Raw genomic sequence first — 19,109 nt, forward strand, 5'->3', positions numbered from 1 at the left:
GGGAGTTCCTTCCATGACCATTGCTAAACAGCCGCTCGGCATAACCGATGTGGTGCTGCGTGATGCGCACCAATCCATTCTAGCCACCCGTGTTCGCTTGGAAGACATGTTGCCGATCGCTGCCAAGCTCGATCAGGTTGGTTTCTGGTCGGTGGAAAGTTGGGGCGGCGCGACCTTCGATGCCTGTATCCGCTACTTGGGAGAAGACCCTTGGGAGCGCATTCGCGAACTCAAGAAGGCCATGCCCAACACGCGCCAGCAGATGCTGCTGCGAGGCCAGAACCTGCTGGGCTATCGGCACTACGCCGATGATGTCGTGGAAAAATTCGTCGAGCGCGCCGCTGTAAATGGCGTCGATGTCTTTCGCGTATTCGACGCTATGAACGATCCGCGCAATCTCGAAACTGCCCTGCGTGCCGTCAAACAACAGGGCAAGCATGCACAAGGCACCATTTCCTATACCACCAGTCCGGTGCATACGCTGGAGATGTGGGTCGATCTGGCAAAGCAGATCGAGGATATGGGCGCCGACTCGGTGGCGATCAAGGATATGGCAGGCATCCTTACGCCGTACATGGCGTTCGAGCTGGTGTCGCGCTTGAAGTCCAGCCTTGCGATTCCGATCCATATGCAGTGCCACGCTACAGCCGGCCTGTCGACGGCCGCCATTCTCAAGGCAGTAGAGGCGGGTATCGACAATGTCGATACAGCCATTTCGTCGCTATCGATGACCTACGGACATTCTCCGACGGAATCGGTGGTGGCTATTTTCCAGGGCACGGAGCGCGATACCGGCTTGAACCTGGAGCTGCTCGAGGAAATCGCGGCGTACTTCCGTGAGGTTCGCAAGAAGTACGCGAAATTCGAGGGCACCCTGCGCGGTGTCGACTCGCGAATCCTCGTGGCTCAGGTGCCCGGCGGCATGTTGACCAATATGGAAGGTCAGCTGAAGGAGCAGGGCGCTCTGGACAAGTTCGACGACGTGCTTGCTGAAATCCCTCGCGTTCGTGAAGACCTCGGCTTCATCCCGCTGGTGACGCCCACGTCGCAAATCGTCGGTACCCAGGCGGTGATCAATGTGCTGATGGGAGAGCGCTACAAGTCGATCACCAAAGAGACGGCAGGCGTGCTCAAAGGTGAATACGGTGCGGCCCCTGCGCCTTTCAATTCCGAGCTGCAGGCTCGTGTGCTGGAGGGGGCCGAGGTGATCACCTGTCGTCCCGCAGACCTACTGCAGCCGGAAATGGATCGACTTACTGCCGAACTGAAAGGGATCGCAAAAGAGAAAGGCATCAAGCTCGCTACGGATTCGATCGATGATGTGTTGACCTATGCACTATTCCCCCAGATCGGATTGAAGTTTTTGGAGAACCGTGGAAACCCATCCGCGTTCGAGCCGGCGCCAACCGGAGGCGATCTACCACCGCGAGAGGCGGGCAAGCCGGAGGTCTACACCGTTGAAGTCAACGGCAAATCTTTCGTCGTACAAGTGAGCGATGGCGGCGATATCGAGGGCATCAAGCCTCTCGGCGCTGGTGGCGGCGCTACCAGCGCGGTGGCTGGTTCTGCCGCCGTGCCTGCCAGTGGTGAAACCCAGGCGGCGCCGCTGGCGGGCAACATATTCAAAGTGCTGGTGCAGCCCGGACAGTTGGTCCAGGAGGGCGATCTGGTGATGATTCTCGAAGCCATGAAAATGGAAACCGAGATCCGTGCGTTCAAGGCCGGCACCGTCGCCTCCGTCAGCGTTAAGGTGGGCGACGCGGTTTCGGTCGGTGACAGTCTGCTGAGCATCGGCTAAGGGGAGTCCCATGGAAAAGTTGCTCAAGCTGTGGCACGGAACCGGCCTGTACCATCTGGAGCCAGGGCAGGCGCTGATGATCTTCGTCTGTCTGGGGCTGATCTATCTGGCGATCCGGAAGGGATTCGAACCTTTGTTGCTGATCCCTATAGGGTTCGGTGGCATCCTGGCAAACATCCCGGTTGCCAACATGGGCGAGGGTGCCGGAATTCTGCATCTGTTTTATGAGGTAGGGTTACCGACCAGCGTCTTTCCTCTGTTGATCTTCATGGGCGTTGGCGCGATGACCGACTTTGGCCCCATGCTTGCCAACCCAAAGACCCTGCTGCTTGGTGCCGCGGCGCAGTTCGGAATCTTTGCGACCCTGCTAGGCGCTCTTGCTCTGACCGCTGCCGGGATTCCGGGTATGGAGTTCACGCTGCGCGAGGCAGCGTCGATCGCTATCATTGGGGGTGCAGACGGTCCAACGTCGATCTTCGTGACATCCAAGCTTGCCCCAGAGTTGCTCGGTCCGATTGCGGTTGCCGCGTATTCCTACATGGCCCTCGTGCCGCTGATTCAGCCGCCGATCATGCGTGCGATGACCACAAAAGAGGAGCGTGCAATCGTCATGACGCAACTGCGTCATGTCGGGCAGGTCGAGAAGATAGTATTCCCGCTGGTGCTCTGTTTGCTGGTCGGCTTGCTACTGCCGGATGCCGCACCGCTGGTGGGTATGTTCGCCTTCGGTAATCTGTTGCGCGAATGTGGTGTGGTGGATCGCCTGGCGGATACTTCACGAAATGCCCTGATCAACATCGTTACCATTGCTCTTGGTCTGACAGTCGGTTCGAAGCTATCGGCCGAGGCCTTCCTGCAGATGAAAACCTTGGGGATTCTCGTGCTGGGTATGGTTGCCTTTTGCGGTGGTACCGCAGCGGGTATTTTCATGGCCAAAGTGATGAACCGTTTCAGTGAGAACAAGATCAATCCGTTGATCGGTTCCGCAGGAGTCTCTGCTGTGCCGATGGCTGCACGTGTATCGAACAAGGTGGGGCTGGAGGCCAATCCTCAGAACTTCCTGCTGATGCATGCCATGGGGCCCAACGTGGCAGGTGTCATCGGCTCTGCGGTTGCGGCCGGGGTGCTGCTCAACTTTGTAGGCTAGTTGTATAGGCGCCTCTGCAACGGGGGCGCCTTGCTGCATCCAAGTTCTAACTTCTTATCGAGCGCGGATCTCGGGTCGACCATAGATTCGGCGCAACCCGTGTGTCCGAAGCACATTCGTGCCTGTCTTGATTGGCTAGGACGATGATGAAGGGGGGAACTGATGCGGCTGGCTGACTTGTTGACCGCCTGAGAGTGGCAGCCGGAAGCAGGGGGTAATCAGAGACAGCGTCAGCTGGAGCCAGTCACCTGGCTCCAGCTGGTGGCTGGTCCGCTGTCAATCTTCTTTGGCGAGCTCGGTGTCCTGGGCGATCAATGCAATGAGCGCGTTCTGCTGGCGATGAGCGAGCTGGCGAAAGCGCTGCAGAAGCTCTCGCTCGTGAAGAGACAGCTCTGGGCTGTCGAGACGCATGCTCAGATCTTCATCCAGTGCGCCTTCCTGCAGCAGGCTCTGCTCCAATCTGGCGATGATTTCTGAGTTCATGCTGCGGTGATGATTCCGCGCTACCTCGGCGATGCGTTCACGCATGCCGTCGGGAAGCCGAACAACGAATTTGTCAGCCGTACGGCTGGAATAAACTGCCTGTTTCATAGGGCGCATAATTAACCGGTTAGTCAGGTGGGCGTGCTGGCGTATTGCCGGGGTAGTCACCGGTCTGACAACCACCAGTACTCGCTGTTCCGTCAGCCAGGTTAAAAATTAGGAGACGGCTTCATGACGCCAATTGTACGTCGATATTCTGATTAGTAAAGTGCTCGTGCTATCAAAATGCCTTTACTGTGAACCAGTCTAATTATCGTCCGACTGTGGGGTCTTAGCGCAGCACTGGATCGAACTTGATCCTGCGTCCGATCATGAGTGCGATCAGGGATAAGCTTCCGAATATGCCAAGTCCTGCCTTGCACAAGGTATCCAAGGTCGCCAGGCTTTGGGGGGCCAGGAAGGCACCGTAGCCGCACGCTGCGGTGAGAAGCAAGCAAGTCAATGCAAATCTGGACATGAGTAACTCCTTTTGCGGAACCATCCGCGCTCAACTGAATCCCTTAGAACACCCAGCGTTGCGGTTGAGTGAGCACGCTCGCCTCGCCTGAGTTGAGGGTGGTGATCTGTGCGCGTTCCAAATTGCTTGTGCGCTGAATGGAGAACTGGGAAGAGGGCTCGTATCGCTGTTGCTGCGGTTCGGCGGATGGCAGCTGCGAGGCTGTCAGGGCGGCAAATGTAAAGCCTGTAGTAAGAAGAAAAGCCGACTTGATCATGAGCGTTATCCTTCGCGTCACGTTAACTTTGCCTAGCTATTGCAGTAGCTGTGCCAAAGTTTATCTGGATAAAAACTGTTATAAATCAATAAGTTGGCTTTGTGTTGGAGCGAGTGTTGCTTGCGCTTTGCACGGATGACTGATAGTGGTCATGCAATTTGCATTGCTGAGTGTGAGAGGCGTATTCGGCTGTAGGAGGCTGCATGGCATCAGGTCTACGATGCGCATGACAAATCATGCTTGGCTCGTTACCATGCCCGCCGCGTGATGTCCCAGTAGCTCAATTGGATAGAGCATCCCCCTCCTAAGGGGAAGGTTGTGAGTTCGAACCTCGCCTGGGACGCCATATCCCATGGGGCCTCCAGCGATTTAGAGTCTGCACCTGCTCCCCTCCATGGGTGCAATGTGGGTGCAAATGCCCAGCCTTATGCGGGCGTTAACCTTGTTAACAGGTCCGTTAACCGGAAGAAAATCCGCGCGTGGGTGAGGTCGCGGTTTCCTGCATTAACGGTTCTCGGGCTTTTTGCATACCCCCTCCCGATTCGCTATGTCAGGAGTTCACGCAATTCACCGCCAACGCCGAATAGCTGGTTGGCAGATTCAACGAATCGCTCCTTGCCACGTTGCTCACTCGCCCGGATCTCCATCGCAAGCTCAGCAGTGATTGGCCCGGAATGTAGGGCGGCGGCAAAGCTGCGGCCGAACATCATGCCGGCTTGCTCTGCCATTGCCCTGATCTCGTGCATCGGCGTTTCCGCAGTGATCGTCCTATACCCGCACACTTCGGTAGCTACTCGAATCAGCTTTTCTTCCAGTTCAGCCACATCGTAATCAATCATCTCAACCTCCATTGGTTATCTACCGGCTGGGCTTAGGCCGAACTTCTGCGCGATTGCTCTGGCTCGCGGGCCATCGCCGAAGATATCCGACACGAATACGTTCACCTCTTCACGTCCGTCTGCACCGGTGCGCCGTTCTGTTGTGCCGCGCTTGCTGGCGTCCTCGATCACGTTAACGGTGGTCCCGCCGCCAGTGTTCCCGCCTTGGATATCGCTCAGGGTCTTGTCGAGCTTTGCGCTGGTTTCTGCCGTGGTGACGCGCTCGCCTTTTTCCAGCAGCCAGGTTCCTGTCTGCGGAATGGAATCGATGCCATCGTGCGCCATACCAATCGCGCCGATGTTGCTAACGATACTGGCTGTCGCTGCGGCTACAGAGGCCATTGCCGCCAAGTTTGCAGGCCAGGGGTTGGCTGCGGCCATTGCGATACCTTGCTGAATGGCTACCGCTGACTGCGCGATCGCCGCGGCCTTCTGGACCGCAAACATAGCCTTGTAGAGCCCTGACTGCTCGCCGGCAAAGGTCTTTGTCAGCCCTGCGAGGTCTCCGAAGATGCTTTCTGCCGATGCCAGCTGCGCCATCTGGCGGGCCTGTTCGATTCGTGCAAGCTCGTCTTCGTGCTGCTGCTTCAGTGCTAGCTCTTCCTCATCCCACACCGCGGCGAGGTCGGCGCGGTCCTGGCGGAACTGCTCGAGCATTTCAAGCTGCGTGTCGTACCACTCCTGCAGCTTCTCCTCAGCTTCGTCGATCTTCAGCAGTTCGCCAAACGGGCCGCCCACAGCAGCATCTAGCCCGCCGAACTCTGGCGCGTCAGTTGTTGCGGCTCCGGCGATCCGGCCGGCAACCTTCATGCGCTCATCAGGCTCGATGCCCTGCATCGCGTCGAGCACAGCCAGGCGCTCGCGCATCTGGTCGGTTAGCTGTTCCTCGTCTGTTCGCAGGTCAGCTATCAGGCGCTGGTAGGCCTCAAGCGCCTTGTTCTGCTCCTTGACCGCTTCGTCCTGGCTCTCGATGGCCTTGGTTGTGCTCGTGATAGCAGCCGGCAGAGCGCCGGGGGCCATAGTGGTTTGCAGCTCGTTAAATAGCTCGGTGAGTGTTTCCAGGCGGGTTGATCCGCCACCGCCGTTGCCCTGACCGTCGAGCTTATTCAGGAACTCGCCGTAACCCTGCGCAAGCTGGTCGAGACCAGAGACGCTATCGCTAAAGGTCTCCTTGATCTCGTCCATACTCTCGAAGGCGCGGTAGATCCGTACCGGTGGCAGGTAAGTCTCCCACCAGGAACCGCCACCCTTGGACGCCTCGTTCAGGTCGTAGAGGTCCTTCAGTGCGCTGCCGGCAATGTGGATTGCTGCCACTGCGCCGACTGCTGCCTTGCCAACCGCTCGAAGCGATCCGGCCAGATCTTCCGAAACGGTAGCGGCAAGGCTGCCATCCACGGTGACGCCGGAAAGCCCGTCTGCGAAGTCGCCCAGGACGGGTATCAGCGCGCTGCCTATCTGGTTTTTCAGACCTGTCGTTGCCTGGTCCATCAGGTACATCGCCGCCCGGAGCTTGTTGGCTTCCGCGATGGTCTGTTCACTCAAGATGGCGCCGGCGCGCTCGGCCTCATCGGCGAAACCCTTCATGGCTGCGCCGTTGTCCTTCAGTAGCGGAATCAGCGCAGTGGCATCAGATGCCAGACTTTCCATATAGAACGTCATCTGCTGCTGACTTACGCCTGCCTTCTCCAGCGTGTCGACGTACAGGCCGAGTGCTTGTGGGCCTGATAGGGCGGCGAACTGGTCAGCCGTGACGCCGACTTGCGGGGCGATCTGCTCGAAAAAGTCCTTCATGCCGCCGCCGCCAGTTGCCGCGAACTCGCCGGCTTTCTCGGTCACGTCCTTCAGAATATCGGCGAGCTTGTCCTGCTCGATGCCGACGAGCTGAGCGCCGGCTGCGAACTTCTGGAACTCAGTGGACGACGAGCCAGCGATGGTCGATAGCTTGCTGATCTCAGCCGCTGCGTTCACCGTCGATACGGTGATGGCGGTGAGGCTTGCGATCGCCGCTGCAGATCCAGCGCCGAAAGCTGCGCCGACAGCCTTGGCGTTCTTCTCTACTTCCTTGCGCCACTTCTCAGAGCTGCGCTCGGCCTTATCCATACCGCTGACAAACGAGCCGGTTCGGGCTACGAGATCGAGCGTCAGGGTTCCTAACGATTTACTCATTTGGTTCACCAGAATGGTTGTCGAGGGCGGTCAACGCCTCGTCGGTGAGACGCTGGCGTTCCTGTTGCTCGAACTCCAGGGCTGCGGCGTGTGCCTTGCGGTTAATTTCGGCTTTCTGTGCTTTCGTCAGCCTCGCGCGTGCGGGCGCCTGACGCGCGCACAACGGGGCGTCGTGCATGTGTTTTGGCTCGATATTTAGACGAAGATGTAAAAGAAGACTTCGGGCGCGGTCTTGAGCGGCCGAGGGTTTGAGGATCTGACTACCCCCTACCACCTGGCAGGCCATCTCTTAAGCTCGCTGGCGGCCTTCGTTGACGGCGCGTAGTGGTACGCCTTGCCGTCCTGCTTGGGTGCCTTGGGCAGCGTCCTGGCGCGGTAGATACCGAGGAAATCGATCAGGTCTTTCATGGCTGCCTCAAGTGAATTAGTTGCCTGCCACCGTCTTGCGAGAATCTGAAGGATTTGACGCGCAGGCTGTCGCGGTTCTTTCATGACCTGGTGACTCACGACTATACCCAGGGCCGGACTTTCCCTTTCGGGCCGCTCCGGCAGCGGGATATCACCGTTTAAGCAGCGTCGACGATCTTGCGGACTGCACCGGTAGCGAACACGGCCAGGCCATAGCGGGCTTCAGCCAGAATGGTGGTTTGGTTCGTGGTGAAGTTGGTGCCGTCTTCACGGCTGGCCATCACGGTCACGCCTTCACGGTTCAGCACAGCAACCTGGGACTGGTCGAGAATCAGCGTGGTACCGGAAGCGATCGCCGGAGTGGTCAGGACCGGGATACCCCACAGGCTCGGGCCGGCCGGGTCGCGCGGGCTGCCCAGGACATACTGCTCATCGGTAGCACGCTCGGACGCAATCACGAACCAGTCGGCCGGGTTCATCACGATCAGGCTCGGAACCCAACCATCGGCTTCCATTGCGGCCTTCGCTTCGCCGATCTTGTCTGCCTTGGCGGTCAGAGTCGGAACGAACGCGGTAGCCTGAGGCACGAGGCCCAGGATCTTGCCGGCACCGCCTGCGCCGTTGATAAGCTCGCTTTCGAGCTTGGCGGTCACGCCGTAGCGCAGCAGGTTGTCGATCTGCATCGAGAGGGCGGGGGCGTCGGCCAGGATCTGGTTCGATGCCTTGATCCAATGCGCGATGGTGCTGATGTTGGCCTGCACGATCTGGGTTGGCAGCGATGCCTCTGCCTTTACGTCGCCTTCCAGCACCTGTACGGCTGCAGCGTTGACGTAGCCGTTGAGCTGCATGAACTCGAACACGCCAGTATTGACGGCCAGGCTCGGCAGAGCCGACAGCAGAGACAGGGCGCGCTGCGGGTTGTTGAACAGGCCCGGTGCGCGTTCTGCCTGCACGTCATGGGTTGCGCTGGTGATGGTTGCCTTCACTTCCACGCGGCCAGTGGTAGGCGCGCCGGTCAGCATCGACTTGAATTGCGGCGATTGCACGAACTGAGCTGCGACCGACTCGTTATTGGCCTTCACGCCGAAACCGTTCGGAATTCCGCCTTTCTGCGCCAGGTCGATCATCTGCTCGCGCAGAGTCTTGATTTCGCCGTCGACTTTTTCCAGGCGGTTGGTGGCGAACTCGTTGATCTCCGCCAGTTTGCTTTTTACCTGCTCAACATAATCAGTCATTTGGTGTTCCTCGAAATTCTGTTGTGCCGCTGATGCGGCCGGATGCTCGTTGCTTCGCCGTGCCCCGAATCACTCGGCTTACGGGAAGTGCCGCCAATCAGGGGAGCTAGTCCTGCCAGGCGGTGTGAAAACCCACGAGCATCACGCACAGGGTTTTCGATGGTTCGGTTCATCGCAGATCGCTCTCCAGCAGATAGGCGAGATCGGAGACGCGAAGGTCTGACTTCGGCCCTTTAACGTGCCACCCGCCTGGGATGCGTTCAGCGGTTGCGCGGTAGCGCTTCAGCATCTCAGCGGCTTCCTCGCGCTTCTTCTGGTTCGACGGGCTGTTGACGGCGCTCATTTGGTTTCGAGCTCCTGTGCGGCCTGTGCGCGGTCCAGGGCTGCGAAAACCGTGCTTCGGAAATTGCCGATGGCGGCGTTCATGTCTTCTTGGGTATGGCGCGAGCGCTGGCGGGAGGCCTCAGCCTCTACCGTAATGGTCAGCCGGCGAATCTGGCTGCCAAGTTCCTCGGTCGCTTCGATCTGCTCGGCAAGCTTGGTCAGGAACAGTGCGGACGCCATCGCGCTAAGGTCGCCCCGGTCAGCGGCCTCACGGATGCTCTTCAGGTAGGCGCGCTGTTCGGGCTGGGTCGGAAGAAGTTGGCGGCCGCGTGGCGGGGTGGGTTGGTTCATGGTTGGCCTCTATATGTAAACTATGGCGACGTGACGTCTTAATGGCTACATATTAGGGGCTTTTTTGGTGCTGGCCAGCGCTGATTTATGGCTAATCCCGCTCTGCCGTCCGGGTTCGTTCGGTTTCGTTTTGTCCTGAAAATTCCCGACGAACGGTCATTCGTTGTACGGCGAGTGAGCCGTTTTGGTCTCACTGAGACGGTTTGGTCTCGGTGAGATATCCCCAGTTCTGGGGAATACCCTCTGCCTTGATAGCGGGAAACCCCCGGTCTTGATCGTGGGAAACCGCCGATCTGGTCCGAGTCGGACAGGTTGGTCTGTCTCGCGTGTCGAAAACGACACAGTGTGTTGATTCCTACACAGTGGAAACCCAGCGATAACCCAGCCGGTTAGGGTTGGGTTTCAACGGTTGTTGAACAGGTGTTGAACGATCGCTGAACGCTTGGTGCACGAAACGTGCTCAGTTCTGAGCGCATTAAAAACCCCGCACGGCGGCGGGGTCTGGTGGGTCAGTGGATGCGCCGCGTATCGAGCGAGGCCAGATCCTCGTCGCTGAGCACGCCGGCAGCGAACAGGCCCTGCAGGAACCCCGACAGCATCTGGGTATCCAGCTCGCCCCGGTCGGCATCGGCCTGGTACATCTCCAACGCGGCGACCGCTCCGTCACAGTGGGTGACCATTGGCGCGATCTTGGCGAACAGTGAGCGCTCTCCCGGCTTCATGGTTCGTAGCGCTCCAGCAGCTTGCCAAGGCGCTTCGCGATCCCGTCCAGGGCAATGGCCCCGTTTGGAGCGATCTCGCCATCACGAAGCTGGCAGAGGTCGGAGAAGATGCCGAGCAGCATCGCCTGGCCGAATGCGTCGATCTGCGCGCCTTGGTCATCGACCACGATTCCGCAGTCAGGGTCGATATGAACGATGTTGGTCATGCGTGACGCTCCTCGTTTGTAGCCACTTGCTGCCCTGAATATCAGTAGATACCTGGCAGAATCTAAAAGGGTGTTCACTTTCTGAACACGTAGAACAGCGATTACGGTTCGGTTTCTGGATACGTAGGCGATAACGCCAAACCGAACCGGATAAACCCGAACGAACAGAATTCGCTACGTGTTCACTATCTGAACCGCTACGTGTTCATTTTCTGAACAGGAAGAAATCGAATTGAGCAGTGTCGGCAAAGGGCGCAGCGGTGCTCTAGTCGGGCCTACCTCAAGGTCTTTGCCGGGGCACTCGTTTACCGGAAGCCAGGACAGTGCGTAGAGCGCGCAGCGAGCGCCGTGCTTATTGAACAGACTGCTACGAGTCTGAGTGATCCAGCCTGCCGACTCGAGATCGCTGAGCGCCTTCTGTAGCGTCGACGGTGAGCCGATCCCCCATTCCCTAGCCATCGTGCGCGTGGCTGACAGATCGCCGTTGTTGCCCCCGTTGTACTGAGACATCAGCTCTTGCAGCACCACGCGGGCAACGAAGCTCAATGCTCGATGCCCGGGCGATTGAACGAGGCGCCGCTCCAGCCGGAAGAAAGGTGGCCCCGATTTGGGCTTTGATTTGCCTGCCATATCGAACTCGCGCAATGGCTGGCAGGGCAGGGCGCCCCGCCAGCGTTATGGCCGCTAGGCCGCGGCTTCTTGCATCAGGACGTATTGCCCCACGCGGTGCGGTGGCCGTCCTGCTTCGGTGGCCTGATAGGCCCATTGTGTGCGGATATCAAAGCCACGACGACGCAGACGGCGGACCGTTGACGGCGGGTGGACGATATCCAGGTCGTTGGCTGCCTCGATGGTTGTCACTGGATGAATTCTCAGTGCTTCCAGAAGGCGCCGGTCTTGCTCGGTTGCGGAGTGTGATGGCATAGTTCAGTCCTCACTTGGTGCTATCCAATGTGTTTGCCCCTGGCGGTGTTGCAGCACCGCTTCGGGTTTCCTCTCTGCTTCCTTTCTCATGTCCATTCGTCCCTGTCCGGGGCGGCGTAGCCCCATGCTTCGTTGGCGGCCGCGTAGATCATCGAGCCCAGGGCGGCCACCGCATACGCAAGGCTGCTCCGGTCGTCGTCGCTTAGGTGATGCTCCGATTCGTCGGCACCCAATAGCCGGCCGATACCTTCCAACCCTTTGCCGGCGTTCGTCAGCACCGCGGTGTTGCGCTGGATCATCTCGAACGCCTCGCGATCAGTGATGCGGCTCATTGCAGCCCCTCCACACGCTTGATGCGCTCCGCTTCGCAATCCATGTGGTTGCTCAGATCGTCGGCGAGGTACTGCGCCAGGTTGGCGAGGTCCAGCGCATCAGCGCCATTCTTGTGCTTGCAGTTGAGCTGGATCGCTCGTGCTATCGAGCCAAGCCATTTGCCGTGCTCGCGCGCCAGGGTGGCCAAGTCGTAAGCGTCGATCGCATCCACTTTCTCAGTTGTTGCAGTGTTCATTTCGCTAGCTCCAGTCGAGAGGCGCCAAGGTGGCGCAGGTGTTCCAAGTCAATCAGTCGGGTATTGGTTGGCAGTGCCAGCCACCCAATGACTTTGCCGCTGCGGTCGATTAGATGGAAGGCCCGTTCCAGGGCCTCAAAATGGGCGTTCATCGTGCGTTGTCCTTCGCCATACGGTTCAGCCAGGCGCGCAGTTCCTCAACAAGGATCAGGCGACGCTTGCCTGCCTTGAACGACACAAGTTCGCCTCGGGCGATGGCTTCATAGATAGCGGATCGGGTGGTGCCGGATGCGCGGGCGGCCTCTTCAGGACCGACGGCGAGGGGTTGCAGCGTTGCGAGTTGGGACATGGTTCTTCTCCATCTGACCGGTTGTGTTTGGATAGCGGGATTGTCGACCAGATGTGTGCATCCTAGATGTAAGTAACAGCAATCGCAAGCACAAGTTGATACTTTCGTTAGCGTCGCTTACTGTGGCGCCATTAAGGAGACGGTGATGGCTAACAGATCAAAGAAGACAGTGCTATCGGTCAGGGTGTCGGGCTACGCCAAGTCATGCTTGGACGTGCTCGCTGCGATCGAGCAGAAGAGCCTTCCGGACACTATTGAGGGTTTGCTTGAGCACGCTTTCGACCGAAAGTCGATCGCGCCGCCGGCTTTCATCCGGCAAGACAAGCTCACAAAACAAGGCGAGCCGCGGATTTTGCTGGGCGAGCTTATGCGAGCCCTTTGGACGGAGGATCAGGAGCTTTTCAAGCTAAGGCTGCATTTGATTGAGCCTGCAGCGCTCAATGACCGAGACCAGGTCGTTACCGGAACAGTATTCAAGAATCTCGACATCTTCGCGGGTGACGACGATCTGTTCGACAAGAAGGCCCGTGAGCTGGTTGTTGAAAGCCCGGCAATTCCTAAGCTCAGCCTTTCGCTGGTCAGCATTTACTGGCCTTTGTTGAATGACTACGCGCGCTTCCTGGCGAACAATTCGCTCAATCTCAGCTTCCCCGACTATGTCGATATGCTTCGCAAAAGCGGTGAGCTCGACGAAATTTTCGAGGTGCTCTAGAGAAGATCCACTGCAGCCGCCTTGCTGTCTGGTGCAAGGTGGGCGTAGCGCAGCGTCATCTTGATATCAGCGTGCCCCAGCAGATCGCGCACCGTGTTGAGCGGTGCGCCAGCCATCACCAGCCGCGACGCGAAGTCGTGGCGCATATCGTGCCAGCGGAAGCCGACGATGCCGGCGTTCTTCAGCAGCTCCAGCCAGGCGGTTTTCACGTCTGTCATGGGCTTGTCCTTCTCGCCGGGGAAGATGTAACCGGTGCCGCTCGCCTGGTCGTACCATCCCTGCAGCGTGGCCAGCGCTTCGGCGTTGAGCGGGATATGCCGTGTCTCGCTGGTCTTCGCGCCTTCACCGGCTACCGTCAGGGTTTTGGCTTGCAGGTTGGCGTGATGCCAGCGCAAATTGAACAGCTCGCCGCGCCTCATTCCGGTATTGAGCGATAGCAGAACCATCGGCTTCAGGTGATCGGCGAAGGGGAGGGTGCGAAGGTCTGGCAAAGCCCCTCTGCCGCGTTTTGCGCGCCATTCGTTTGCGCTGTCACGCTCTGCCCTGATTCGCTCCTCGCGTGCGTCTAGCGCGTCCCTGAGGGCTTTGGCTTCGTCTTTCGAAAGGTAGCGGATGCGGCCGATCGAATCGACCTTCAGTTGCTTGACCTTCTCCAGGGGCGACGCGGGCAGGTAGGCCCATTCCACGGCGCGGCTGAATACTCCGCTGATGCTGCCCATCTTGCGGTTGGCGGTGGACGGCTTGTTGCCGCCGTTGAGCCAGGCGGTGCGGATCTGCTCCAGATCGCGGCCGGTGATCTCATCGAGGCGACGGTGCATGATTGGCTCGAAGCTAGTGTCGAGCGTGTGCAGAGTCTTCTCGTGGCCTTTGTGGTGGGCCTTGAACCACGGCATATAGTGGTCATCGATGAAGCTGCGCAGGGTAGGGGTTGTGGCACCGCGGCGGCCTTGTGTGACGGCCAGCGGCTCGCCGTGCTTGCGGGCCTCGTTGAGGTATTGCAGCGCCTCCTCGCGGGCCTGCTCCAGCGTCAGGATGCCGACACGGCCGAGCGCCTTTTTGCGACCACGCGCCCAGGTCACAACGTAGGACTTCGCCCCGGCCGCCGTCACGCGCACGAACAGGCCGGGCACGGTGGTGTCGTGGACTTCGTATTCCTTGCCGGTGACTTCCAGGCTGTTCAGTCGGCGCGCCGTCAGCTTCTCTCGCACGTTGTCCCCGTGGGTGCAGTGTGGGTGCAAAAGTGACTATACGGGGCTGATTTACCGGATGCAACTGGACGCTAAGTGCTTGATTTGCAAGGTAAGTGCTTGATTTGTAAGGGGCTTGTTTGCCCCTCCTAAGGGGAAGGTTGTGAGTTCGAACCTCGCCTGGGACGCCATAAGATTTCGCACAGCGATCACGTTCAGATAGCAAGGCTTTTGACTCGGCTGTGCCGCTTTTTCGCGACAAGCCTTGAGCTGAGCGGTGGTCTGGCAAGGCGCGCTGCGCTGCGCGGCGCGTTAGCCGAACGGTGAGGCGGAATTGTCGCGGCGTGCGTCGCGTTGAAGCTGGTACACGAGCTTTTCAATCTGCCGTTGCGTCAGTCCGCTGAGGCGATGAAAGCGCAGCCCGCAGATCGAAGTTCCAGACTTTTCATCAATGGCCACGTGACGAAGCTCGACTTCCGTCTGGATCGCGCCAATTGGCAGCTTCGCGATCATCTCGTAGACCTGTCCCGTTTGAAGAATGGCCTGTTGGTCGCCCTTTACGCTCAGCTTGCAGCCAGTAGCCGATATATCGAGCAGCCTGCCTTCCAGGGCTTTTCTTACTGTTGAGCCGCCGAGCTGCGCAGCGACGGCGATCTCTTTCAGCTGTGCGCGATAAGCATTGCGGCGCTGATGGTAAGTGAGCGTTGTCGGGGTTGGGATCCAATAGCAGCGAGCGCCATCAATTTCGCCGGTATGAACCTGTTGGTCGCTCGTCCAGGAGAGTCGTGCGCCTTCGTAGAATCCTTCGATATGAATCGGCTCGCCTTGCAATAGCAGTCTCTCGCCGTCATTGGGGATCAATTCGTCGAGCGCTATCCAGCCGGTTTCACGGTTCATTTCAACCAGAAAACTCTGGTAGCGCTGGTTGCGCTCATGGAAGCGAAGCGTGAGGGGGGTGTTGTTGTCGAGAAGGGGACGCAGATTGGCGTAAATCTCGAGTGGCGCCGTCAGTACCTTGGGAGGCTGCGGGCCTTCATCGCCGAGGAATAAGCTAGACACGGGCCGATGCTCTCCGGCGCATTGTTGTGACCATCGCGTTGCGTCCTTGTGGCGGTCTATCGTTCAGGCTTGGCTCAGAGGCCGTTGCGGCTTGTTCTTGGCGGAACCGCCACGATTGTCATACAGGCCGGGTGTATCGTCCTTGCCTTGGAGAATGTGCAGCATTCCGCCGAGGGCGCTTTGATTGGCTCGGATGAGACGGCCATTTCTTTCATTGGCGCTACGGCAGCGCTCAAGCTCTGTCTCCAGCGATAGCGCTCGCTCAAGGATAAGCGCACCGTCCTTCGATCTATTTGCGGCCGCTTCAAGTCCGGCGCGATCAGGCGTCAGCTGTAATCCCGCAAGCCACTGGCTACGCTGAGTGCCATGCTGTCCAAGCAGTGCCAGTAACGGCTGCTTCTTCGCTAATATCGCCTCTAGCTCCGCCAGATTGCGTTCACCCAGTGCGGTGAATTCTTGATCGATGAGTTCAAGGAGCTGGCGTGCGATGCCGATATCATCGGTTAGCTGCTCAAGCAGGGCTGTATCTTGCATTTCGTGCTCTGGGCTTGCTCGCGTGTATGTGTCGGCTCAGGTTCAGCGCTGGGTCTCGAACGCGAGCAGCTTGGATGCGACGCGTTGGCTATCAACCTGGTAGGAGCCATCAGCGATCGCCTGTTTCAGCTTCTCAACGCGCTCCTGGTCCACTGCGGGCTGCTCGTTCAATTTGTCAGCCGCGTGCTGCAGGCGCTGGGCTTCAGGGCTCAGTTGAACGGTGTCGCTAGTGTTGGAGTTGACGCTGTCGGTTTTAGGCGCTTCGCTAGCAGGCCCTTGCTGGGTGCCGGCAGTACGCTCGTTGCCTTGTACGCCGCTGCGCCCGTTAGGGGCGTTCAGTGGACTGTTGGGCCGATTGAAGTCGATGACCATGATGCAAACCTCGAAGGAATCAGGACGCTTGCCATGTGTTCGGCAACAATGGAGGAAACTTTAGCCTTTTTTTCCAGCGAACACACTGGAAAACTGCGGCATGCGGACATGCTACATTGCCACTTCAACCTGGCCTGGGCCAGTCACTCGGGCCTTGATCGTGCGACCGGAACGTTGGTTCTTGACCGGGATCTGTTTGCCCGTAACGCCATCGGCCATCGCCTCGCCGGGCATGCGTACGCTTATCGAGCCCGACCTGGCCGTGATGACCACCTGATCACCTTTGCGTACTACCTTCGCCATTTCCAGCTGATTAGGCGTGATGACCTGATCTGGCTGAGCCGGCCGTGTCAGCTTGTTACCCAGCGCCTCGTCGTGTCTTGTCAGGTATCCCTGAGTAAGGATGGACACGTCCCGTTCGGCTAGCCTCACGTCGGCATCGGTCAATACTGTGCCGCGCAGAAGTGATTTGCTGGCGACAAGGACCTGACGATAAAGGCGGACGTGGCTAGGGATGAATACCGACCATGGGCTGCTGCCTTCGCAACTTACCCGTACGCTCACACGTCCTACAGGGATAGCGGTGCTGCCAAGGCTGGTCGTGAGAGTTTGATCGCATTGATTCAAGCGCAAACGAGGGTCCAGCCTGGCTACTTCGACCTCGTAGCGTGCATCGATAGCGCTGCGGCTTAAATACTCGCTTACTGTCTGCTCAAGAAACTGCTCGGTCACGTCGATAAGCTGCTGAGGATGTGACAAGGTTGACGCGTGGGTGAACTGAGAAAACACGCACAGCATTGATAGCAGCACATTTCTGTACGGTAGCCGGCCGCGCCGGAAAATGGTCATTTGGACGTTCATATCCCAACCAAAGCAAGGGGCGTGCCGCGTCCTCGGCCCCAATAATCTGCAAGCAGAGAGGAAGACTGGCATGGCCGGTGTATTGGATTCGGTTAACCAGCGTACCCAGTTGGTGGGGCAAAACCGTTTGGAGCTGCTGCTTTTTCGTCTCGAAGGCGAGCAGCTATATGGCATCAACGTGTTCAAGGTGCGCGAAGTGTTGCAGTGCCCGCGCCTGACCGTGATGCCCAAATGCGGCCGGGTGGTACGGGGCGTTGCAAGCATTCGCGGCAGCACCCTGCCTATCCTCGATCTGTCGCTCGCCACGGGCAAGTCGGCGCTGATGGATTTGCAGAATTCTTTCGCTGTCATCACCGAGTACAACAACAGAACGCTGGGTTTCCTGGTGAGCTCGGTTGAAAGGATCGTCAATCTGAACTGGGAAGCGATCCTGCCTCCGCCAAAGGGTGCAGGACGCGATCATTACCTGACGGCCGTAACTCACATCGACAACAGGCTGGTAGAGATCATCGATGTGGAAAAGGTGCTGGCAGAAGTTGCGCCGACCTCCGAAGAGGTGTCAGCTGATGTGGTCGATGACGATACCCGTGCCAGGGCGCTTTCGTGTCGCGTGCTCATCGTCGACGACTCGTCTGTGGCGCGTAAGCAGATTGCTCGTTGCCTGGAAAATATCGGTATCGAGGTCGTCAAGCTGAATGATGGACGGGAGGCCCTCAATTATCTGAAGCGAATGGCTGACGAGGGCAAGAAGCCGGCTGAAGAGTTTCTGATGATGATTTCCGATATTGAAATGCCGGAAATGGATGGCTATACCCTGACTACCGAGGTGCGGCACGATCCGCGCATGCAAGGTATGCATATACTCCTGCATACTTCCCTTTCCGGCGTGTTCAACCAGAACATGGTGAAACGGGCGGGGGCGGATGACTTCCTCGCCAAGTTCCAGCCTGATGATCTCGCTGCCCGAGTGGCTGAGCGGATCAGGCAGGCGGATGCAAACTGAGGCTAGTTCCTCTCTCATGATGGTGAGGCTTTGATTGGTGTCAGTCGATCTGGATTTTGAGCAGTTCCGGGTGTTTCTTGAAAAGACGTGCGGCATTCTGCTGGGCAGTAACAAGCAGTATCTGGTGTCCAGTCGGCTGAACAAGCTGATGGAACAACAAGGCATCAAGACGCTGGGCGATCTGGTCCGGAAGATTCAGGCACAGCCACGTAGCGGGCTTCGGGAATTAGTCGTCGATGCTATGACGACCAACGAAACGCTCTGGTTTCGTGACACCTACCCGTTCGAAGTGCTCAAGAGTCGTGTGCTGCCAGAGATGCTCAAGACTGGTGCGGGGCAGCGTCTGCGGATCTGGTCGGCGGCATGCTCGTCCGGGCAGGAGCCGTACTCTCTGTCGATGTCCATCGATGAGTACGAGCGCAGCAATCCCAGTCAGGCGAAAACCGGGGTGCAGATCGTGGCTACCGAGCTGTCCGGCGCGATGCTTGCGGCGTGCAAGGCGGCAGAATACGACAGTCTGGCAATTGCTCGCGGCCTGTCCAGTGACCGCCTGCAGCGCTACTTCGATGTCAAGGCACCAGGGCGGTGGGCGGTAAAGCCCGTGATCCGTTCGCGGGTCGAGTTCAGGGTGCAGAATCTGCTCGACAGCTATGCCGCGCTGGGCAAGTTCGACATCGTGTTCTGCCGTAACGTGCTGATCTACTTTTCCGCCGATGTGAAGAAGGACATTCTCAAGCGCATTCATGCGACGTTACGCCCAGGCGGCTATCTGTTTCTTGGCGCCTCCGAAGCGCTCAACGGCCTGCCTGAGCTGTATCAGATGGTCCAGTGCAGTCCGGGAATCATCTACAAGGCGAAATAGCCGGCATGACGCCGGCGGCAGAAAACCGTCATGCAACATGGCGGGTGCGGCAAAAAAGCGGTAAAGCCTTGCCGCTTTTGACGCCCTCTAACCGAGATTTCTCTGGTTAGTCTAATAAAATCAATGATTTGCCTTCAGTGGCATGAGCTTTGCTGGTGTTTGCGTAAGCAGACTTGTATCCGGCAGA

28 protein-coding genes and 1 tRNA gene are annotated in these 19,109 nt (G+C 58.5%); 6 read left to right on the forward strand and 23 right to left on the reverse strand.

What is annotated here, in order from left to right; genetic code table 11:
* The first annotated feature begins 13 nt into the window (after nucleotides 1–13).
* Together oadA and LW136_RS07835 are read left to right on the forward strand one after the other, a co-directional pair.
* Nucleotides 14–1,798 (forward strand): sodium-extruding oxaloacetate decarboxylase subunit alpha, encoded by a 1,785-nt coding sequence (gene oadA / locus LW136_RS07830; protein WP_041013466.1) that lies wholly within the window; start codon nucleotides 14–16, stop codon nucleotides 1,796–1,798.
* Nucleotides 1,799–1,808: 10 nt separating this feature from the next.
* Nucleotides 1,809–2,945 (forward strand): sodium ion-translocating decarboxylase subunit beta, encoded by a 1,137-nt coding sequence (locus LW136_RS07835; protein ID WP_014819748.1) that lies wholly within the window; start codon nucleotides 1,809–1,811, stop codon nucleotides 2,943–2,945.
* 276 nt (nucleotides 2,946–3,221) lie between these two features.
* Here LW136_RS07835 and LW136_RS07840 read toward each other — a convergent pair whose 3' ends face one another.
* The 3 genes from LW136_RS07840 to LW136_RS07850 all read right to left on the reverse strand — a co-directional run bounded on the left by LW136_RS07840 (nucleotide 3,222) and on the right by LW136_RS07850 (nucleotide 4,201).
* Nucleotides 3,222–3,545, reverse strand: a complete 324-nt coding sequence (locus tag LW136_RS07840; protein ID WP_003301308.1) for an Arc family DNA-binding protein — start codon at nucleotides 3,543–3,545, stop codon at nucleotides 3,222–3,224.
* A gap of 214 nt (nucleotides 3,546–3,759) precedes the next feature.
* Entirely contained in the window at nucleotides 3,760–3,945 is a 186-nt protein-coding gene (locus LW136_RS07845) for a PA3371 family protein (protein ID WP_014819749.1), read from the reverse strand.
* Between the two features lie 43 nt (nucleotides 3,946–3,988).
* Nucleotides 3,989–4,201, reverse strand: a complete 213-nt coding sequence (locus LW136_RS07850; RefSeq protein ID WP_014819750.1) for a hypothetical protein — start codon at nucleotides 4,199–4,201, stop codon at nucleotides 3,989–3,991.
* Between the two features lie 269 nt (nucleotides 4,202–4,470).
* Between LW136_RS07850 and LW136_RS07855 the strand changes: the two genes are divergently transcribed.
* Nucleotides 4,471–4,547: transfer RNA gene (locus tag LW136_RS07855), tRNA-Arg, on the forward strand.
* A 199-nt stretch (nucleotides 4,548–4,746) separates the two neighbouring features.
* Here LW136_RS07855 and LW136_RS07860 read toward each other — a convergent pair.
* From LW136_RS07860 to LW136_RS07930, 15 genes are all read right to left on the reverse strand, one after another.
* Nucleotides 4,747–5,040 (reverse strand): hypothetical protein, encoded by a 294-nt coding sequence (locus LW136_RS07860; protein WP_234174900.1) that lies wholly within the window; start codon nucleotides 5,038–5,040, stop codon nucleotides 4,747–4,749.
* A gap of 15 nt (nucleotides 5,041–5,055) precedes the next feature.
* Nucleotides 5,056–7,245, reverse strand: a complete 2,190-nt coding sequence (locus tag LW136_RS07865; protein WP_234174901.1) for a phage tail tape measure protein — start codon at nucleotides 7,243–7,245, stop codon at nucleotides 5,056–5,058.
* On the reverse strand, nucleotides 7,238–7,423 hold the full coding sequence (locus LW136_RS07870; RefSeq protein ID WP_234174902.1) for a hypothetical protein: 186 nt from the start codon (nucleotides 7,421–7,423) through the stop codon (nucleotides 7,238–7,240). The genes LW136_RS07865 and LW136_RS07870 overlap by 8 nt, the downstream gene beginning before the upstream one ends.
* Before the next feature lie 89 nt (nucleotides 7,424–7,512).
* Nucleotides 7,513–7,653: a hypothetical protein gene (locus tag LW136_RS07875; protein WP_234174903.1), complete on the reverse strand. Its 141-nt coding sequence runs from the start codon at nucleotides 7,651–7,653 to the stop codon at nucleotides 7,513–7,515.
* 158 nt (nucleotides 7,654–7,811) lie between these two features.
* Nucleotides 7,812–8,888: a phage major capsid protein gene (locus tag LW136_RS07880; protein ID WP_234174904.1), complete on the reverse strand. Its 1,077-nt coding sequence runs from the start codon at nucleotides 8,886–8,888 to the stop codon at nucleotides 7,812–7,814.
* Nucleotides 8,889–9,057: 169 nt separating this feature from the next.
* Complete coding sequence (locus LW136_RS07885; protein WP_234174905.1) at nucleotides 9,058–9,231, reverse strand: hypothetical protein; 174 nt, start codon at nucleotides 9,229–9,231, stop codon at nucleotides 9,058–9,060.
* A complete protein-coding gene (locus LW136_RS07890) occupies nucleotides 9,228–9,563 on the reverse strand; it encodes a hypothetical protein (RefSeq protein ID WP_125898272.1) in 336 nt (111 codons plus the stop codon). The genes LW136_RS07885 and LW136_RS07890 overlap by 4 nt, the downstream gene beginning before the upstream one ends.
* A 509-nt stretch (nucleotides 9,564–10,072) precedes the next feature.
* Entirely contained in the window at nucleotides 10,073–10,285 is a 213-nt protein-coding gene (locus tag LW136_RS07895) for a hypothetical protein (RefSeq protein ID WP_234174906.1), read from the reverse strand.
* A complete protein-coding gene (locus LW136_RS07900) occupies nucleotides 10,282–10,491 on the reverse strand; it encodes a hypothetical protein (RefSeq protein ID WP_234174907.1) in 210 nt (69 codons plus the stop codon). Before LW136_RS07900 ends, LW136_RS07895 begins: the two co-directional genes overlap by 4 nt.
* 174 nt (nucleotides 10,492–10,665) lie before the next feature.
* Entirely contained in the window at nucleotides 10,666–11,121 is a 456-nt protein-coding gene (locus LW136_RS07905) for a hypothetical protein (RefSeq protein WP_234174908.1), read from the reverse strand.
* A gap of 54 nt (nucleotides 11,122–11,175) precedes the next feature.
* Nucleotides 11,176–11,415: a helix-turn-helix domain-containing protein gene (locus LW136_RS07910; protein ID WP_082643975.1), complete on the reverse strand. Its 240-nt coding sequence runs from the start codon at nucleotides 11,413–11,415 to the stop codon at nucleotides 11,176–11,178.
* Nucleotides 11,416–11,501: 86 nt separating this feature from the next.
* Nucleotides 11,502–11,747: a hypothetical protein gene (locus LW136_RS07915; RefSeq protein ID WP_045632001.1), complete on the reverse strand. Its 246-nt coding sequence runs from the start codon at nucleotides 11,745–11,747 to the stop codon at nucleotides 11,502–11,504.
* Complete coding sequence (locus LW136_RS07920; protein WP_234174909.1) at nucleotides 11,744–11,983, reverse strand: hypothetical protein; 240 nt, start codon at nucleotides 11,981–11,983, stop codon at nucleotides 11,744–11,746. Before LW136_RS07920 ends, LW136_RS07915 begins: the two co-directional genes overlap by 4 nt.
* Complete coding sequence (locus tag LW136_RS07925) at nucleotides 11,980–12,135, reverse strand: hypothetical protein (protein ID WP_185745743.1); 156 nt, start codon at nucleotides 12,133–12,135, stop codon at nucleotides 11,980–11,982. Before LW136_RS07925 ends, LW136_RS07920 begins: the two co-directional genes overlap by 4 nt.
* Nucleotides 12,132–12,332 carry a helix-turn-helix domain-containing protein gene (locus LW136_RS07930; RefSeq protein WP_234174910.1) on the reverse strand — a complete coding sequence of 67 codons (201 nt, stop codon included), beginning with the start codon at nucleotides 12,330–12,332 and terminating at the stop codon, nucleotides 12,132–12,134. Before LW136_RS07930 ends, LW136_RS07925 begins: the two co-directional genes overlap by 4 nt.
* A 145-nt stretch (nucleotides 12,333–12,477) precedes the next feature.
* On the opposite strand from LW136_RS07930, the gene LW136_RS07935 reads away from it, so the two are divergent.
* Nucleotides 12,478–13,044, forward strand: coding sequence for a hypothetical protein (locus tag LW136_RS07935; protein ID WP_234174911.1), 567 nt, complete (start codon nucleotides 12,478–12,480; stop codon nucleotides 13,042–13,044).
* Here the strand turns inward: LW136_RS07935 and LW136_RS07940 are convergent.
* From LW136_RS07940 to flgA, 5 genes are all read right to left on the reverse strand, one after another.
* Nucleotides 13,041–14,252, reverse strand: a complete 1,212-nt coding sequence (locus LW136_RS07940) for a site-specific integrase (RefSeq protein WP_234174912.1) — start codon at nucleotides 14,250–14,252, stop codon at nucleotides 13,041–13,043. The two genes, LW136_RS07935 and LW136_RS07940, sit on opposite strands and share 4 nt — an antisense overlap.
* Before the next feature lie 291 nt (nucleotides 14,253–14,543).
* The gene (locus tag LW136_RS07945; protein WP_045665657.1) at nucleotides 14,544–15,290 is read right to left on the reverse strand and encodes a flagellar brake protein; all 747 of its coding nucleotides are present in this window, start codon (nucleotides 15,288–15,290) and stop codon (nucleotides 14,544–14,546) included.
* 63 nt (nucleotides 15,291–15,353) lie between these two features.
* The gene (locus LW136_RS07950; RefSeq protein ID WP_041013469.1) at nucleotides 15,354–15,824 is read right to left on the reverse strand and encodes a flagella synthesis protein FlgN; all 471 of its coding nucleotides are present in this window, start codon (nucleotides 15,822–15,824) and stop codon (nucleotides 15,354–15,356) included.
* Nucleotides 15,825–15,866: 42 nt separating this feature from the next.
* Complete coding sequence (gene flgM / locus LW136_RS07955; RefSeq protein WP_014819766.1) at nucleotides 15,867–16,196, reverse strand: flagellar biosynthesis anti-sigma factor FlgM; 330 nt, start codon at nucleotides 16,194–16,196, stop codon at nucleotides 15,867–15,869.
* 111 nt (nucleotides 16,197–16,307) lie between these two features.
* Nucleotides 16,308–17,045 (reverse strand): flagellar basal body P-ring formation chaperone FlgA, encoded by a 738-nt coding sequence (gene flgA / locus LW136_RS07960; RefSeq protein ID WP_234175240.1) that lies wholly within the window; start codon nucleotides 17,043–17,045, stop codon nucleotides 16,308–16,310.
* A gap of 82 nt (nucleotides 17,046–17,127) precedes the next feature.
* On the opposite strand from flgA, the gene LW136_RS07965 reads away from it, so the two are divergent.
* Nucleotides 17,128–18,060: a chemotaxis protein CheV gene (locus LW136_RS07965; RefSeq protein WP_234174913.1), complete on the forward strand. Its 933-nt coding sequence runs from the start codon at nucleotides 17,128–17,130 to the stop codon at nucleotides 18,058–18,060.
* Between the two features lie 34 nt (nucleotides 18,061–18,094).
* Nucleotides 18,095–18,922 (forward strand): protein-glutamate O-methyltransferase CheR, encoded by an 828-nt coding sequence (gene cheR / locus LW136_RS07970; RefSeq protein ID WP_234174914.1) that lies wholly within the window; start codon nucleotides 18,095–18,097, stop codon nucleotides 18,920–18,922.
* The last annotated feature ends 187 nt before the right edge of the window (nucleotides 18,923–19,109 follow it).

Source organism: Stutzerimonas kunmingensis (genome assembly GCF_021432085.1).
In the GTDB taxonomy this organism is placed as follows: Bacteria; Pseudomonadota; Gammaproteobacteria; order Pseudomonadales; family Pseudomonadaceae; genus Stutzerimonas.